Annotated in this window: 12 protein-coding genes; 1 reads left to right on the forward strand and 11 read right to left on the reverse strand. The window is 61.1% G+C overall.

The genetic code is table 11. The annotated features are described in order from the left end of the window. The first annotated feature begins 2 nt into the window (after window positions 1–2). Window positions 3–1,145 carry a polysaccharide biosynthesis/export family protein gene (locus tag M8997_RS12780; protein ID WP_250017389.1) on the forward strand — a complete coding sequence of 381 codons (1,143 nt, stop codon included), beginning with the start codon at window positions 3–5 and terminating at the stop codon, window positions 1,143–1,145. Here M8997_RS12780 and M8997_RS12785 read toward each other — a convergent pair. From M8997_RS12785 to tssC, 11 genes are read right to left on the reverse strand one after another with little or no spacing between them, the layout of a single operon-like run. Beyond that, window positions 1,137–2,072, reverse strand: a complete 936-nt coding sequence (locus M8997_RS12785) for a protein kinase (RefSeq protein ID WP_250017387.1) — start codon at window positions 2,070–2,072, stop codon at window positions 1,137–1,139. The two genes, M8997_RS12780 and M8997_RS12785, sit on opposite strands and share 9 nt — an antisense overlap. After that, window positions 2,069–3,424, reverse strand: a complete 1,356-nt coding sequence (gene tagF / locus M8997_RS12790) for a type VI secretion system-associated protein TagF (RefSeq protein ID WP_250017385.1) — start codon at window positions 3,422–3,424, stop codon at window positions 2,069–2,071. Before tagF ends, M8997_RS12785 begins: the two co-directional genes overlap by 4 nt. 24 nt (window positions 3,425–3,448) lie before the next feature. Continuing rightward, a complete protein-coding gene (gene tssM, locus M8997_RS12795) occupies window positions 3,449–6,940 on the reverse strand; it encodes a type VI secretion system membrane subunit TssM (protein WP_250017383.1) in 3,492 nt (1,163 codons plus the stop codon). Next, the gene (tssL, locus tag M8997_RS12800; RefSeq protein ID WP_250017381.1) at window positions 6,937–8,439 is read right to left on the reverse strand and encodes a type VI secretion system protein TssL, long form; all 1,503 of its coding nucleotides are present in this window, start codon (window positions 8,437–8,439) and stop codon (window positions 6,937–6,939) included. Before tssL ends, tssM begins: the two co-directional genes overlap by 4 nt. A gap of 13 nt (window positions 8,440–8,452) precedes the next feature. Next, window positions 8,453–9,793, reverse strand: coding sequence for a type VI secretion system baseplate subunit TssK (gene tssK / locus M8997_RS12805; RefSeq protein ID WP_250017369.1), 1,341 nt, complete (start codon window positions 9,791–9,793; stop codon window positions 8,453–8,455). Beyond that, complete coding sequence (locus M8997_RS12810) at window positions 9,790–10,992, reverse strand: FHA domain-containing protein (RefSeq protein WP_250017366.1); 1,203 nt, start codon at window positions 10,990–10,992, stop codon at window positions 9,790–9,792. Before M8997_RS12810 ends, tssK begins: the two co-directional genes overlap by 4 nt. 2 nt (window positions 10,993–10,994) lie before the next feature. Continuing rightward, a complete protein-coding gene (gene tssG / locus M8997_RS12815) occupies window positions 10,995–11,996 on the reverse strand; it encodes a type VI secretion system baseplate subunit TssG (protein ID WP_250017364.1) in 1,002 nt (333 codons plus the stop codon). Window positions 11,997–12,015: 19 nt separating this feature from the next. Continuing rightward, a complete protein-coding gene (gene tssF / locus M8997_RS12820) occupies window positions 12,016–13,797 on the reverse strand; it encodes a type VI secretion system baseplate subunit TssF (protein ID WP_250017362.1) in 1,782 nt (593 codons plus the stop codon). Beyond that, complete coding sequence (tssE, locus tag M8997_RS12825) at window positions 13,790–14,299, reverse strand: type VI secretion system baseplate subunit TssE (protein WP_250017360.1); 510 nt, start codon at window positions 14,297–14,299, stop codon at window positions 13,790–13,792. The genes tssF and tssE overlap by 8 nt, the downstream gene beginning before the upstream one ends. Next, a complete protein-coding gene (locus M8997_RS12830) occupies window positions 14,292–15,119 on the reverse strand; it encodes a type VI secretion system accessory protein TagJ (protein WP_250017357.1) in 828 nt (275 codons plus the stop codon). Before M8997_RS12830 ends, tssE begins: the two co-directional genes overlap by 8 nt. Continuing rightward, window positions 15,116–16,510, reverse strand: coding sequence for a type VI secretion system contractile sheath large subunit (gene tssC, locus M8997_RS12835; protein WP_250017355.1), 1,395 nt, complete (start codon window positions 16,508–16,510; stop codon window positions 15,116–15,118). The genes M8997_RS12830 and tssC overlap by 4 nt, the downstream gene beginning before the upstream one ends. Window positions 16,511–16,519: the final 9 nt, after the last annotated feature.

The raw sequence follows: 16,519 nt of genomic DNA on the forward strand, positions 1-16,519 counted from the left end.
CGATGCGGAAGCTGGTACCCACAATTCTGCTTGTTGCGCTCAGCGCCTGTGCCAGCCCCTCGGACGGCCCCAGTGCCACAAATATCCGCAATGCTTCCCTGCCGAATTCGAACGAGAAGATCCCGGTCCTCGAACTTGCCGATGCACCGCTCGGACTGACGGGCGCAGCCATGACGTCCTATGCTGCCGGCGATACGGGGCTGAGCCGCCTTCGAACTCAGGGTTACATCGACAGCCGGCTCCGTCGCGGCGATGTCATCGACGTGACGATCCTCGATTCCGGCGAAGAGGGCATTCTCTCCGCTACCAATAGCAAGACGCTGAATCTCGGTCGCTTCACCGTCGACGAGAGCGGTTCGGTAACACTTCCCTTCGTAGGCAAGCAGCGCGTGCTCGAATCCTCGCCGGAGGCTCTGCAAGCGCGTATCGTCAGCGGCCTGCGCGGTTCAGCCGTCAATCCGCAGGCGGTGGTGACGGTTGTTGAAAAGCCCTCGAACGGCATCACGGTCAATGGTGACGTGCGTGCGCCCGGACGCTTTCCGCTGACAGCCCGCAAGGAGCGCGTTCTCGACGCGATTGCACTTGCGGGCGGGGCTTCCGGCGCGCCCACCGGGACGACGGTGACGGTAATCCGCGGCAAGCAGCGCGTGAGTACCCAGCTCGATAGAATCATGAATGACGACCGCCAGAACATCTACCTGCTGCCCAATGACCAGCTTCTGCTGGAAGGCGATGCACCAAGTTTCATGGCGCTCGGCGCGTTCAAGAGCGCCGGCGAGTTCGAATTCGAAAAGGGCAAGCTTACGCTGGCCCAGGCGTTCAGTCGGGCTGGCGGTTTGCTCGACGATCGCGCAGACGCGCGCAATTTCTATCTGTTCCGCAACCAGGCAGTGCATTCCGGCACGCAAGCCGCCAGCGCCGGAAAGAACCCGGGCGCGCCATTTGTTGCATCCAAACCGGTAATCTACCGGGTCAACCTGCGCGATGTGTCCAACTTCTCCCTCATGCAGCAATTTCAGATGCAGGATGGCGATATGCTTTATGCAAGCAATGCCGGACTTGTGAATGCCGCGAAGCTGATCACGGTATTCCAGAAAAGTGCCCCCACCGCGGCGGCACCACAGCCTGGCGCGGGTTCAAATTGACGGCGGATCGCTTCGATCCATGTCCCTCAGCCGTTCGCTGACAGCGGCGGCGGTTTGGGGACGATTTCCCGGATCTTGGGCCGTCAGATCACGCGCCAGGGCTGACAGCTGCCGGGTTGCACCATCATCGACAGGACAGCGCGCCATCAGCAGCTCCAATATCCGGCCGCAAGAATAAAGGTCGGCTCGGCCATCGAGCACGTCGCCATCAACTTGTTCCGGCGCTGAAAATTCCGCGTGTCCGGCCCTTGCGAGCTCAAGGTCCGCGTGCCGTTGCCCTCGTTTGAGCGCGATGCCGAAATCGGAGATTTTCAGGCCCGAAAGCTGCCGGTCCTTGAGCAGAAGGTTGTCCGGTGCGATGTCCGCGTGAACGAGCCCGGCCATATGAATGGCTTGCAGGCCGGAAACCATGCCTGCCATCGCGTCCCGTATGTCTTCAATCGACAATGGATCGCCATTCAGGCGACCGGAAAGTGTGAACGGCATCCAGTCGGATATGAGCGCCGGGCGCCCGTCCGGGAGACGAAGCAGGATCTGCGGGGCGAGGATATTTCGGTGATTGAACGTCGTCGCCAGCCGCGCCTCGCGCAGCAGCAGTTCCCTTGCCGAAACGTTGTCGCCCTCAGACGAGCGAAGCGTCTTCATGGCATGCAGGCTTCCGAGGTCGCGGTGCCGGATGCGATGGACCTGCGTTGTCGAGCCATCGTGAACCAGTTGTTCCAGCAGGAACGAATTGGCGATGAATGTCACATCCCTGTTTTCGATGCGCGCCTGACGGCGATCCAGGGCATCGCGAACCCGGTCTACGAGCAAGCGGACATCGTCATCTGCGCGCGGGGTATCGCCATCCCGGCTGAGGGCCTGCCACAAGGCGGAGTAGCGGGCGGCAATCGTCCGCAACGGATCGGGCGATTCATCCGGCTTCATTGCGGGCCGACGCCGACCACGATGGCGCTGAGATTGTCGCGGGCATTGGCGATCAGTCCATTTTGAATGAGAACTTCCGCCGCTTCGCTGACGGGATGTTCAAGCAGCGTCTCGGCGATGCTGCGTTCGTCGAGCGTCCGGGCCAGTGCCGCACTGCACAGCAGGAATTGGTCGCCAGCTTCGACGGTATCGACAAGAACGTCCGGCATCAGCTGCTGTTGCGCGCCAATGCTGCGCGACAATGCAAATCGCAACCCCACCTCGACGTGATCGCGCGTAAGGCACCGCATCGTGCCATTGCGGACCAGGTAGCAGCGAGCATTTCCCACCCATGCCACGGCGAACGCATCATCGTGCATGGCCAGGGCAACGACACTGGCATTTGACAATCCAGTGCGAACGGACTGCAAAAGTCCGTGCGCTCGGCCCAGCTTGCCTTTCATGTCCTGCACGATCCCCGCAAGCGTATCGTGGAGCGACACATCGGCAAGCGCGTTGGTCGTGACTTTGGCCGCATCCACAGCGCCGCTCCCGTCGCCAACACCATCCGCCACCGCAAACAGGCGCGGCTTTTCGCAGACCAGCAAGGCATCGGCATTGATGGATAGCCGCGTGCCGGCATGGGTTGCATAGCTTTTCTCAATTGCAAACCGGCTGGAAGGAACCGACTGCTCTTCGGCGGCGCCGGGCCGAGCCGCGCGCATGGGATCGGGTGCTGTTTCCGGTTCCGATGGAGAAGCCTCTGCGCCTTGCCTGTTCAGAAGCTTCACGAAATGCTCGGCCTGGGGTGGGCCCTCGGTCTTGAAGCCGGTGGCCCGACGCGTATCGACATCGATCGTCCACCAGATCGAAACGCGCCCGCCACCATTCGAGACCTCATATCTTGGAACAGGCTTGGCATGCGGCAGGCGGAGGCGCTTCAGACCGGCGACGAAACCGGCAATGTCGAAGTCTCGTGCAGACGACGTCTCGGCCAGGGCTTCGACGGCCGTAAACCAGGTGTCATCGAAGCAGAGCAGACGGGGATTGTCATTGAAGCTGCCAAGTTTGGCGGCTATGACCAGCGGGAAGCTCCGTCCGACGCGATCCGTGCTGGGCAGCAGCACGCCGGCTATGGTGGATCGACCCCAGATCGAGCGCTCGATGACGAACCGCCAGGGCGGCGCAGCGCGAAACAATGGTTCCCATTCGGCTCCATGCGCATGTTCGCTGGCCCGCAATCCTGACTGCAACCAATTGTCGAGTTCGGTCTGAACGGTGCGACCGAGACCGGTAGAAATGAAATCGCCATTCGTCGGCACCTTGCCGAAAAACCCGATACGGTCGACCTCAGTTCCTGGCGTATCGATCATATGCGCTCACTCATTCGGCTTTCCTCAAAACTGGGCCGGACATGCGAAATCGGAAATCGCCTTGAGGCGGAATGGATTGAGGACCGAGCCGAACTGCACGTCGAATTCCGCCTCATTGCCGCCATTTGCAAAACGCGCCCGGAACAGATCGTCTCCCCTGCTGCTTATGTCGGCCTTGTCGAAGAGCCTGAAGGCCGACCAGTCGCCATTTTCGGTGAGGGCCTGCTGCAAGCCGCCCGGCTGGAAGGCGATGAAGGACACATTGCTAGCCTCTTTCGATGGCCACGCGATGGATTTGGACAGCACCCAGCCGTGATTATAAAGTACGCGTTCCCCCCCGATTTCCATGATGACGGCTCCCGCCGATTCACTGAGAGAAACCGGCTTGACGTTGATGGAGATCGCCGGGCTTTCACTGCCCGCAGGAAAGAAGGCACGCCGGATCTTGTCGGCATTCTCGAACTGGGCGATTGCCTGGCTTGGAATCCCCTCGGTTCCAAATGTGCCCCGCCACCTCCATGGCGTGGTGCTTGTATCGATGAAAGCTTCGAGGCGATCCTTGAAGAAGCTGTGAAACAGGCCGCTTGGTCCGAACAGGCGGATGAAATCGGCCATGGTCACATCACGCGCGGACGAGCGATCGAACGGATATCTTCCGACGACAATGCTGGTACACAGGCGCTCGCCATCGACCGCCCAGAGGTTTCCGAGACGCAGCCGGGCCGTCTTGACGGCCAGCGATCCTATATCAGCGGTCATGCCGGCCATCCAGCTATCCACGGGTGCCGGCAATCGTCTTGTCTCCTCAAGCAGGGCCTGGTTCGACTCCGTCAGCTGACTGTCGACGTCAAATACCTTGGACACTTCCGCGGTGGAGGTGCTGGCGCGGGAGAGCTGGCCATAGATGGTCTTCAGGATCGGTTGCAGCGCGCCAAGCTGAGAGAGCGGCTTTTCGCCTGACTGCGATTCCGCCGATTTCGGAGCTTCCAGGGCCTCGCGGAGCCGGCCGAAGGGATCCGGGGCATTCACCGCGCCCGCGAGCGCAAGCGTCATTGCGCCCTGGGGAACGCTGTCGGCAGCGGCAATTTCGGCGCTTCCCTGCGGTCGGAGATCCGTGGCGCCCACAATGGCACGGGCGACGGCCTCGATGGGACCGGGATCATTGGCGAGGACGCGGACGGTCTCGGTCGCGTCAGCCAATGTCTGCGAGGAACGAACCCGCATGTCCGTCAGCATACCCGACCATTGCTGCTCGAAGTTGTTGAAATAGAGCTGGAGCGCTGCCTGAGCCACGGCGTCGATCGTCATGCTGCCGGCGACCGGCTGGTCGCCACGCACCCACTGCTCGTCGAGCGCCTTGCGGGCGGCATCCATGACATGCGGCAACACGACCGTGCGATAGCCTTCACCGGTGAAAAGACCGGGGATGCCTGCACGCAATGATGCCTTGGAAGACCGTTCGAATGCCTGTTCGCCTAACGGACCAAGGGCGTCGGCCGGTATCCAGGGCGCAAGCGCACGCGCCTCGCGCTCATTGCTCAAGATGTGATAGGCCCGCGCGGCGATACTTTGGTCGCGGGCAATCTCGCGTGCCTTGGCAATCAGCGGCGCGTCGAGGTCAACCGCTGTCAGCGGCGCCGAAACCATGCTGTCGACATGGCTTACGAGCGCACGCCGGACTGCGGCTCGACCTTCGCCCGGATAGAGCGACATGAACATGTCTTCCGCCTGCAACGAAACGAATTCCGGGTCGATTGGCCCGAGACCGCCAAGCATTCCGTAGAGCTTGAGCGCATCGAATGTCCGACCGGAATCCCCGTTGTCATTTATCGTCTTCTCGAGCTGAACGAGGAGGCGGGGCAGAAGCAGCGAGTTGGCCGCGCGCTGGTACGCCGCGCGCTGACGGCTGGCGATCTTGCCTTCCTGATCGAGCCCGAAACTGATGGGCCAGATGCGATTGTCCGAGAAACCGGTTACCACATCGCGCAGATTGTCGAGGGCCGGCAGGATACGCAGGAAATCGGCGTCGGAAACATCGCGAATGGGTATGCCTCGAACCAGCTGCTCATAGGCTGCGATACGCTCATCGGCCCGGGCCAGGGCGCTGGTGTTCTGAAAATAGGTCGCCGTCCAGCTTGTCAGTACGATTGCCAACAGCAGGGTCGCCAGACCATAGGCCGTTCGACGCAACAGGATCTGCCTGCGCGACAATCTCTTGTCGCGTGCAACGAGCGAGGCTTCTTCGAAGATCACCTGCTTGAAGAGCCGCGAAAGAAAATAGCTTCGCCGCAAACGCGGCGCGCCGGCCTGCTGTCCGGCTGGTGCCTGTGCTTCCGTTTGCGTGCCGGAGACGAAGTACACCCCGCGCACGAGCGGGGACTCGACCAGTGTCGAGCCGGCGCAAAGTTCGGCCAGGACCTCATGCAGCCTTTCTTTCAGGGCGGCGAGCTCGGCCGGGAACCGGAAGATGCGTCCGCGAAGGTGACTGCTCGGCTCCTGCTGCAACCGTTCGATCAGCATGGCACCGACACGCTCCTGAAGCAGCGCGAATTCTTCCAGGTAACGTTCCGGCAGGTCTTCCGCCTTGTAGCTCTCGTCAAGGTCAAAAGTCGTGCCCCAGACCTGCTCCCGATCGGTCTTGCTGAAACCATCGAAGAACTCGACGAAGCCGGTGAGCAAATCCGCCTTGGTCAGCACGAGATAGACCGGCACCCGCGCCTGCAGGAATTCGTCGAGTTCCGACAGCCGTTGGCGGATCGCACGCACCTCCTCAAGCCGCGCAGCTGAGTCCCGGGACAGCATATCGCCGATCGACAGCGTTACCAGAACACCATTGATCGGTTGGGAACGGCGATACTTCTTCAGCAGCTTCAGGAAGCCTTCCCAGCCCGCCTTGGCCGCACCGTTGAGATCGTCCTGCGTCGTGTAGCGGCCAGCCGTATCAATCAGAATGGCCTCGTCGGTGAACCACCAGTTACAGTTTCGCGTACCGCCGATGCCCTGCACCGAATTGGAGCCAAGCGCGTCGCCGAGCGGGAACTTCAAACCCGAATTGGTCAGGGCCGTGGTCTTGCCGGAACCCGGCGCGCCGAAGATCACGAACCAGGGCAATTCATAGACATAGCCAAATCGCTTCTTGGTGACACGGCGCAACAGCGCCAGAGCCTCTTTCAGCCTGTTGCGGATTTCGCTGACTTCCGCTGTCTGGCTCGCCGCGGCTTCCGCCTCGGCATCTTTCTCGAGACTGTCGACAAGTACCTTGTCACGACGACGCGCGCGAATGGTCGAGACCACCATATAGGCGGCCCATGCCACGAGCACGATCGCGATGGTGATTATCCTGTTGCGCGAACTTTCGAGCGGCTTGAACTCGCCATATCCAATCAGGTAGCCGTAGAACCAGATGACGACGCAGATCGCCGCCACCCAGATTACGGACACAAAGCGCCGGCCGACTATTCCCGCATAGGAATCGACATATGAACGCAGCGTATAGAAATAGCTGAGCGGATTCACGGCAATGCCCCTTCTGCTTGAGGTTTGTCGGCACTGTTGTCCGGCAAGGCAGGCACGACGCCGATCGCATCGAGTTTTTCGCTCGGATCGGTAAGCACAAGGATTTCAGTGCGCCTGTTGGTTTCCCGCCCTTCGCTCGTGTCGTTGCTCGCCAGTGGATTGCTGTCGGCGCGCCCTTCGGTCAGAATGGCCGCAGGTCCCGTATAGGCCGACAGAATCTTGCCGACCGCGCTGGCGCGCGCTTCCGACAGATGCCAGTTCGAAGGGAATTGCAGGGTACGGATGGGAACATTGTCCGTATAGCCGACGACTACCGCACGGAACTTTTCGGCGGCAAGAGCGCCGCCTATGCGCTCGAGGAGGTCGCGGAATTGCGGGCTGACCTCGGCGCTTCCCACCGAAAAGAGGCCGGAATTGTTGATGCGGACCAAGAGCCTGCCGTTGGAGTCCGAAAGCGTCACCAGCTTGCGGTCCACCTCCGGCTGCAGAAATGCCATCAGATTCTCCAGACGGCTCGGCGGCTTCGGTGCCAGTACCACCGGTTCTTCGACCTTTGTCTCGACCCGCGGCGCTTCTACGACAGCGGGTTGAGGAGGCTGCCTGAAGACGCTCGGAGATTCACGCGGCGGCAGGTTTGCCAGTCGCGCGAAAGTGTCATCCGAGGAGCGATTGAGCGAGAGGGTGAAGAACAGGTAACCGAGCGAAAAGAACAGGATCAGCCCAGAAAGAAGCGTCCAGAGCGCGACTGCCGTGTGCAACGGCTTGTGCCGCGCCGAGACGCCGCGCCAATGGGGCGAAAGCTCGCGTTCGAAGACTCCGTACTGACCAAGCAAGGTCTTGTAGAGGCTGTCGCGAACGCGACCAAGCTCCAGCGGGCCGCGCTGGGAAACACGGGTTCGTCCTTCGAACGCCAATGACAGGCAGAGATAGATCAGCAGTAACAGATCCTTGTTGGTGCCGGGACTCTGGTGAAAGTGGTCGAGAAGATCGAACACACGATCGCCGCCGGTCACGTCCATGTGGAATGTGGAGACAAGTCCGGAACGGGCCCAGCCTGCCCGCACGCCCCATGGCTTGCTCAGCACTACATCGTCGACGGTGGCGCAAACAACGTAATGGGCAGCACGCGCCCTTTCCGGACTGATGCGAGCACCCGCCAGATCGCGTTCGTAGCGGCCGATTGCATCGATCGTGGTGCGACGCAGCTGTTCGATGTCTGGCTGCTCGTCAGTGTGACGCAGGATATGTGCAAGATTGAGCAACGGTGCTGCGGAGGCGACAATGGTCGGCACTTCGTCGCCACCGAAGTGGAAGTCGCGCACGAGTGCCTCGACCGACCAGCCCGCTGCCTTGACAGGTTCTCCCAGCGGCCCGTCGTCCAGCGTGTCATCGAGCATTTCCGCGATCTTGCGGGCAGATTTGTCCTTGCGCACTCCCTCCTCGGTCAATTCAACGACCGTGGGCAGGTCTTGCCAGAGATTGGCTGGTCCTTTGCTCATTCGCCTGGCTTCCTCATTCTCTCAAGGCCCAAAGTTCCATCTCGATGCCCGGGAAATCGCCAGCGAGATGAAGCGCGAGGGCACCCGACGTATCGAGCTGCTTCCAAAGCGGGTTCTTCGTGTCGAGTTCGAAATACAGCGTTCCGGAACGGTAAGGCAGCTGCCGCGGCAGTACCGGCAGCGGCCGGACGGGGATGCCCGGCAGCGCGACATTGACCAGCTCCGCGATACGCTCGACAGGTCCGACCTTGATTTGCGCCGGCAGCTTGCGGCGAACGTCTTCGGCGGGCATCTCGGCGCGCACGGCGAGCACGAAGCCTGCATCTTTCAGCAGGGTGCGGTCGTTGATCGTTCCCACGCGTACCCCATGCCGGCGCTCGACGAGTTCAATTGCGACCGCCGTCTGTTCCAGTACGGCCGAAAGCGATGTACGCAGATCGTCGAAGACGGCGGCAAACGTTCCCTTGAGATCCTCATGCCGATAGGGCGGAAAATCGCTGGCACGCTTGGAATCCATGGTGAAGGTGGCGAGTTCGCCCGCAAGCTGGATGCACTGTTCGTAAAACGCCATCGGGTGCATGCGTGTTGCATTTGCAGAAATGTGGCGCAGCATCGGATCGGCACGATTAAGCAGCTGCAACAGAAAATAGTCGCCGACTTCGGCGGTGCCGCGAATGCTGGGGTCACCGATACGATCCGCAATCGCTTGCGCGCGATGACGTACGATGCCGAGCAATTCGGTGATCAGTTCGTTCAATCGCGGTTCGGCAGCACAGTTCAGGCTTGGCGCGATGTAGTCGGGGTCGAGAATGACGGCCTTGTCGGAACGCACTTCGATGACCCGCGCAAGCCCGATGAGCTCGTAGCCTGCCAGTTCGTCTCCGCCCTTCAGATACCGGAGGCTAAGCCGACCGACATCGATAGGCGCCATGAAATCGGTTTCGACATTGGCATCCGGCGCTTCATAGTGCGAGGCGATGACGCGGGCGCCATTGACGGATGCCCCGCCGGCCATTGCCACATCTGCCTTGCCGGGGCGCCGGGCCGGCAGGGCAAGATAGATCATGGTGTTTTTTGTCGTTTCATCGAGATCCAGCGGCGGCGGCAGATCGGCATCTATCGGCGCTTCGAAAAGCGTGCCATCGGGCAAGATCCCGCGCAGACTGGCGATCGCGAACTGGCCGATTGCAAGCGCGCTCCGATCGATGCTGATCTCGGCAATGCCCCAAGGGTAAGCAGCGAGTTCCCGCGTCATCATCCGCACCAATCGCTCCGTCCAGCGATCGGCCTGCTGGAAATGCTGAACGCGAAGAAACATGCCCTCGCTCCAGGCGACCCTGTTTTCGCTTCTCATCGGATAGGGCTCTCTTTCTCTGTGGTATCGGCTTCATCATCCCCGGCAATGGCAAGCGCGCGCAGCATTGCCCGGCGGAAGAGCCCGTGCACGGGGATGTCGTTGCCATCATTGTCAAATTGCTGGCGATAGGCCTGCCAGTAGGATCGATCGGTGCGCCACGGCAATCGCCTTGGTTCCGCATCGACACGCGCTTCGACGATGCGCGGCTCCATCGCGTGGCTGGCGTGCCTGAGCAGCCCTTCCAGGGCGGTATTCAGGGCCGATTGTCGTGCAAGCAGGGTTTCAAGCCGTGCGAGGACAATCTCCTCCTGGCTCGCCGAAGGCAGGTGTGGAGTATCGACCGGCATGCCGGGTTCGATATCAAGAACTGCAAAACACGACCGCGAGGCTTCATCGCATCGTTCAAGCAGGGGTTCGATACGCCTCAATAGATCCTGAACGGAACCCGTTGCGGGACGCGCTTCCTGGGTGCCGCCGAAGATCAGGACCGGAGCAGTTGGAGAAGATGGCTTTGAGGCTTCCGCTTGCCTGCGGGGCTTTGTCGCCGGCATCGAGACATGCGGTGCAGGCGCATGCTCGAGCTTGTTGCCATAGTCGAAATTCTCGTTCCAGTCGCTTGGCAGGATCGGTTTCATGCCTGCGGTCTCGGGCGGCCCGTTCCACCCGATTTCCACATTGCGGGACGAAGGCGCCGTTTCAATGCCAGCCCTCGGCGTTGGGCGTACGGGATGGTCCGTGGCGTCGCCGGTCGCGAACCGCCCCACGATACCGGTTGCCGTTTGTCCATGCGGCGCTATGTCCGACAGGATAGCCGAAATGGTCAGGTTCTCATCGCTGAGCGGCAGTCGCGGATCGGGGTCCCCAAGGTCAGGATTGTTCTCGCCCGAGATCTGCACCAGGAAGGCGAATCCACTGCATTCGAGCTTCGAACCGCTGGACAAGCGAGCCGTCTCCCCTTCCAGCACGACAACTCCGTCGACGATAGTGCCGTTGGCACTTTCGTCGCGCAGCAGGAAGCCCTCACGGTCTCGTTCGATCGTGCAATGAAGCTTGGAGACGGAGCGTGGTGCGTCGGGTATCTGCCAGTCACAATTGCTCGATCTGCCGATCGTGCGACGACCATGCTCGAAATACCAACCCTGAATTGCCCCCTTGCCTGTTCCCGGTTCCTGGGCATTTTTGAGCTCAAGCCGCATGATCATGCCGCCTTTCGCAGATTGTGCTGTGAAGCAACGATGACGGCATCGCCACTGTCCCGGACCGCCGGCGTGACCCTTGCCCAGCTGTTCCAGCCCAGTCGCGGCGGATCGCCGGTCTGGCCGAGCTGACAGAACGGCACCTGTTCCTTTTTCAGAACGAGCTGAATGTCGAAGTCGAGGCCGGGTCCAACGAACAGCCGCGTCAAGGCAAAGATCTCTTCCACATTGGCACTGCCAGGCGCGAGCGAAAGATAATCTGGATAATCGAGGGGACCGAGGACGAGGCGGAAGCTGCTGCTGAAATCGCGAATTGCCGTCCCGGCCATTGCATTGACGCCAAGCTGAACGGCCGCAGCTCGTCCCATCTGGCTGCGCTCGTCCTCAGGCACGGACAGCCAGCGGCCGCGGAACAGTTCAACCTCGACAGGCAGGCCGCAGAATTCGCTCAACAAAGCCTTCAGGTTTGCGGCGTTGCGTGTCCGCGATGCCAGAAATCCGCTGAAGCGCAACAGAACGTCGTCATCCAGGCCGCTCCTTTCCCTCATTCCCTTCGTTCCGAAGCCTATGAGCGAAAAAAGAGCCGTGCTGAACGCATTTCGCCCGCGTCCCGCGTCCCAGCGCAGGAGGCGGGCAAGCCTGTATTTCTCGCAAGCATCCACAAAGAGCTCCGCCATGCGGGAGCTGAAAATATCGAGGAATGCCGCAAGCGCGCCTGACTTGTTGCGTTCCTCCCGCATGACATGTTCGTTATAGGCGGGCGGCAGCGAGCCGAGCGGTCCAAGAATTCCGCCAAGGACGCTGCGCAAACTGGTCTTGCCGCCCTTGCGCCGAAACCCGGCTACAGGCAATGACGAGGCCGAGACACCGAACGGCGAGGTGATCGCCGTCCCTTCGTCGGCGGCCTGCGCGACGCGAAAAGCCGTCGTCGGCTCGAACCGACCGGGGTCGCGCTCCAGCAGATCAGCAAGGCTGTCGTGGTTCTTGTCGGCAGGTAGGGTCATGTGGTGGTGAAAATCCTCTTCACAAAAGCGGACGTTCGGCGGCACGCGCGCGCCACGTCGCGACAGGCCTCGACTGTCCCTTGATTGTCGCGGTGAGCCGCGTGAAACTGTTGACCGAGGTATAAAGCCCACAGAAACGGTCGAGCACGCATCCAAAGAGAAAGGCGGAAGGCCGATCTATTGCAGCGGGATCGAACTCGATGAGAATGTCCGTGCCTGGGACCATGCCCCCGCCCTTGAGACGCGCCGTCGAGGCTTTCGCTTCGACCTTGCTGATCGCATCCACGAGTTGCCTGGTTTCCGGCATGTCGCGGAACGCGTAGAGCGACAGAATATCCTTGAGCGCCGCCCCGTCATTGTCGAAGATCGACAGGTGATTGAGCAGCAAATGGGACATCAGACGCCAGTTGCGGCCATTCTGGTCATTGGTTCGTACGGCAGGCGTTGGCGGGTAGAGCGCTTCCACGGAAGCGACGGCTTCATTTCCGTTGGCCAGCTGGAGATATGGATGCCCACCGCCAAACGGCAATCGCTCAGGCAGGTTGCGATTGAGGCACAATGCGTCCACGCTTGCCACCGCGTCTACCTTGCCGATGATATGTCGATCCCGGTCGACGAAAGCGATGTCGATGTCGCATGTGCCATCATCCTCGCTGAAGCGGCGCTTGACCTGCCAGAAACATGACTTGCTGCTGCCGCCCCGCTGGGAGCGCCCGAAGAATGGCTGGCACAGATATTCGTCGCTGCCATGTCCGGACAGCAGCACACGATCGACGGCATAGACTTCTCGCGTCTTTTGTCGACGCGAGTCCGGAAGCAGACGATATTCGGTGTGTGTTCCATCAATGAGGACCGGCTCACAGGCCTGACGGAAGAGATTGACGACCGGCGTGGCATGAAGCGTCAGATCGCGAGCGGTAACGGTCCGCTCCAGCTTGCTGTCCGCCGTATCGAGATAGACAAATATCTCCAGCTTTTCGCTCCGCCAGCGATGCAGTTCGTTGATGTCGAAGAAAAGGAACTTCTGCGGCATCGTGAAAAATTCAGTCAGCAGGCGATAACCGGCAAAGCTCGCGTTCGGATATGGAAGCATCGCTTCCTCGGTATCGAAGCCGACCGGGGAAAGGCTCGCCGCCGGCAGGAAGACCGGGTTCTGGTCATCGCTATGACGTGCAAGCGCGATGCCGAGCGTATGGTTGACAAGGAGCTCATAAAGAGCGCTCGCCTGCCGCCATGGCGAGGCAATGTGAAAACGCAGCCGCTCCAGACCTGTTTCGGACAGGCTGCGACCATTCTGGGGTTCGATCGATATTCGAAGGCACGCCGCAGCACCCGCAAAGGGCGACAGCGGCGCCTGGATCGGCTGGCCGGTGAGTACCGCGGCCTTGATTTGTACCGGCGCGACGTCGACCTGCTGTGTCGTGCGGAACCGGCAGGTTTCTCCTGCAAGCGGTTCAGTGAGTATTTCCGTGTGGCGCGGGACCGTCTGGACCGAGTTGAGCGTCTCGCTGGGGGAAAAGCGTACGATGCTCATTGAGGGGATCGGCGCAAGGTAGTGCGGGTAGAGCGTCTCGAGCAGTCCATCGGTCAGTTCGGGGAACTCGTCGTCGAGTTTCTGCCGGACACGGGCAGCCGAGTAGGCGAAGCTCTGGATAAGGCGCTCGACATGCGGATCGTCGGCGACGTCGGCGGTCAGGCGGAGACGCCCGGCAATCTTCGGAAAGGCATCGGCAAACCGCGATGCGCGGCGGCGCAACGCCGACAGTTCCTCGTTATAACGTTGCAGGAAGCCATCAGCCATTGGCGGCCTCCACGAGGAACCGCTGTGTCGAGGGGTCTATGGTCGATTCGAAACTTATCGGCGGCATGCCGTCATGCAGTCGGAACATTGCCTGTATCCGCATGCGCAGCGCCCGCTCGCCCGCGGTTCGGCTTTTGAGAATCGTCACCCGCACGTCGGAAAGCCGGGTCTCGAACATGACGATGCGCCGCTCGATGGCGCGCGCCAGCCGCAGCTTGGATTCATCTGTAACGAGATTGGCCGAGACTACGCCGTCCACGCCGTAGGAGACGAGGGCATCCTTGAGCTCGACCAGGGCGCCTGGTGGGGCGGTCGGGCAGCGACGTGTATTCAAGAGAGCTTCCAGATCCCGCCGGATCGACTCGCGCATTTCCCTGACTTGCTCGACCAGGCTCAACGGCCCGTCCTGCTGCATATCCGGATTGGGGTCCAGCAGCCGATCCAGGATCGATCGTGACAGCACCCGGTCGCGTGATCTGTAGCGGTCGAGCGGGTCAGCCATTGGCTGCCTTCCTTTCTCCAGGGAACGCGGCGGCCGCAATATTCTCGGCCTCGTGGAAGGAAATGAAATCGTCGCCTGCCAGGAAGCAGCGTTGTCCGCGCCCTGTCGTTATGCCGGTATCCTCGTCCACCCATCTGGTTTCCCGCCCAAGGAGCAGTCGCTCATCGCCGCTGCTTCCATGGTAGATCGCCGGCAAAAGGACGGACGCGGTAGCTCCGTCGATCAGCGCCAGTTCAGCGCGCCGGAAGGCAAGATCGCGGGGCCGCGCGATCGGCTCGAGTGCAACGGAAGCGATCTTGGCAAAGTCGATCCAAAGATAGGCCCCGCCGGACATGATGACTTCGAAAGCGTGCGGGATACGATCGTCGAGGTCGCGAAAATCGGCCACGGACTTGCCGTTCCATACCATCGGCCGTTCACCGCGCGCCTGTTCCAGCGCGGAGAGTGCGGCAGTGCTCTCCTCACGCAAGGCGGACCGATGCGCGATATTGAGTTTGAGCGTCGCCTTGTCGAGTTCGCTCGGCCCTTGCGGAAATTCCGGAACGGCCCCTGCCGTGAACCAGGCATCCCGTGCCGCCATGCCGCGCAGCTGGTTGCGCAGGAGCGCAAATCCGACAAGGTCTTCCCCGGTCAGTGTCATTGCCAGCGCGCTCTGCGCATCGGCACGCTCGTAATCGCCCTGAACGATCAGGAGATCGATATAGATGTGCCGCGCCTCCTTATCCGAGGGATTGGTCTTCAGATGCGCCTTGGCAGCTTCAAGCGCATCAGTCAAAGCGTCGTCGGCGAGCAATCTGGCAATGCTGGCGGAAAGCGTCATGCGGTCATCCTTTGCGAAACAGGTGAGATATCGCTGCGCCCGGTTGGCGGCAGGGCTGTCTCGGCGATCAGATGAAAACTGGTCGAGACGTCATCGAGCTGGAAATGAGGCTGCAGGCGGACCGTGCAGGAAAAGGTCCCTGGCTTGCCTGGTATCTCGTGGACGCTGATGCCCGCCGAGCGCAGGGGAAACCGTGTGCGCAGCGGCAGGTCCGCGTCGTCGTTCCCAAGGGTGTAGCGCGACAACCAGTCTTCCAGCTTGCGTTCGATTGAAAGGGCATCTGCAAGATTGCCCACCTCATCGCGCATGATGACCTTCAGGTAATGCGAGAAGCGCGAGGCGCACAGTACATATTGCAGCATGGCCGCGAGCCGCGCATTCTGGCGGGCGTTCTCATTCGAATAGTGCCGAGGCGCATGCAGCGACTGGTTTGAGTTGAAGATGGCCAGCGCCGATAAAAAGCTGGTAGCGACCGGAATAAGCCCGAGGTCGCAGAACTGCTGTTCCTGGGCGCTGGTCAGCCGGACTTCGACCGGGGCCTGCGCCGACAAGCCCGCGCTTTCCGTTCCGAAGTCATAGGGTGCAAGTTCGTCCGGACTGAGGATTCCGCCGTCCATGGCATCCTGTGTGACCCCGCGAATATCCGCGAACCAGCCGGATTCGACAAAGTTGCGGATGACGATGGTCGCAAACGCGAACGCTCCGTTGCACCACAGCAGGGTATCGCCATCGGCAGATACGTCCTCCCGAAACGGGAACCCGTCATCGCGCCGTCTGGAGTAGGGCTCGTAGGGCGCGCGCACCAGAACACGCGGGGCAACGAGACCAAGAAAACGGGAATCTTCCCGCGCCCTCAGGCTGTTCCAGCGAATACGCGACGGATCGTCCGCCAATTCCGACAGATCGTGCACGCGGTTCAAATCGTGAAAGCTGTCAAGCCCGATCACGCCCGGCGAGGCACCGGCGATAAAAGGGCAAAAGGCCGCTGCGGCCACCATGCCAAGTCCCGTCAGTGCACTCACCGTTTCGCCACCGCCGTGACCGGTCGGGGAGAGTTCGTAATCCCCGACAAGCAGCCCGTAGGGTTCACCGCCCGGCATTCCGAATTCGTGACTGTAGACGAGTTCGAAGACATGGCTCTGGTCGAAGTCGGTCGCCCGTTCCATGCTGCGCGCAAGATGCGCCCAGCTGATATTCAGGACCTTGACCTTGACGTCACTGCCGCGGGAGGCAGCATGCACCAGCATTGCAAGGCCACGCCATCTCGCCTCCATCGCCTGAAATTCGCGATGATGCAAAATAGCGTTGACCTGGCGGTTCAGGGCCTCGTCGATCAATGCAATGAGCTGATCTGCCCTGCGCCGCCACGATGTGCTCGGACCCTTCGTCATTGCGCGTTC

Source organism: Phyllobacterium sp. 21LDTY02-6 (assembly GCF_023554255.2).
Taxonomy (GTDB): Bacteria; Pseudomonadota; Alphaproteobacteria; order Rhizobiales; family Rhizobiaceae; genus Phyllobacterium.

Excerpts from the sequence above, each read along its gene's own strand:
- tssG (WP_250017364.1), bottom strand. The coding sequence starts at position 11,996 with ATGACCCTACCTGCCGACAAGAACCACGACAGCCTTGCTGATCTGCTG.
- M8997_RS12810 (WP_250017366.1), bottom strand. The coding sequence starts at position 10,992 with ATGCGGCTTGAGCTCAAAAATGCCCAGGAACCGGGAACAGGCAAGGGG.
- tagF (WP_250017385.1), bottom strand. The coding sequence starts at position 3,424 with ATGATCGATACGCCAGGAACTGAGGTCGACCGTATCGGGTTTTTCGGC.
- tssL (WP_250017381.1), bottom strand. The coding sequence starts at position 8,439 with ATGAGCAAAGGACCAGCCAATCTCTGGCAAGACCTGCCCACGGTCGTT.
- tssE (WP_250017360.1), bottom strand. The coding sequence starts at position 14,299 with ATGGCTGACCCGCTCGACCGCTACAGATCACGCGACCGGGTGCTGTCA.
- tssK (WP_250017369.1), bottom strand. The coding sequence starts at position 9,793 with ATGAGAAGCGAAAACAGGGTCGCCTGGAGCGAGGGCATGTTTCTTCGC.
- tssC (WP_250017355.1), bottom strand. The coding sequence starts at position 16,510 with ATGACGAAGGGTCCGAGCACATCGTGGCGGCGCAGGGCAGATCAGCTC.
- tssF (WP_250017362.1), bottom strand. The coding sequence starts at position 13,797 with ATGGCTGATGGCTTCCTGCAACGTTATAACGAGGAACTGTCGGCGTTG.
- M8997_RS12785 (WP_250017387.1), bottom strand. The coding sequence starts at position 2,072 with ATGAAGCCGGATGAATCGCCCGATCCGTTGCGGACGATTGCCGCCCGC.
- M8997_RS12830 (WP_250017357.1), bottom strand. The coding sequence starts at position 15,119 with ATGACGCTTTCCGCCAGCATTGCCAGATTGCTCGCCGACGACGCTTTG.
- M8997_RS12780 (WP_250017389.1), top strand. The coding sequence starts at position 3 with ATGCGGAAGCTGGTACCCACAATTCTGCTTGTTGCGCTCAGCGCCTGT.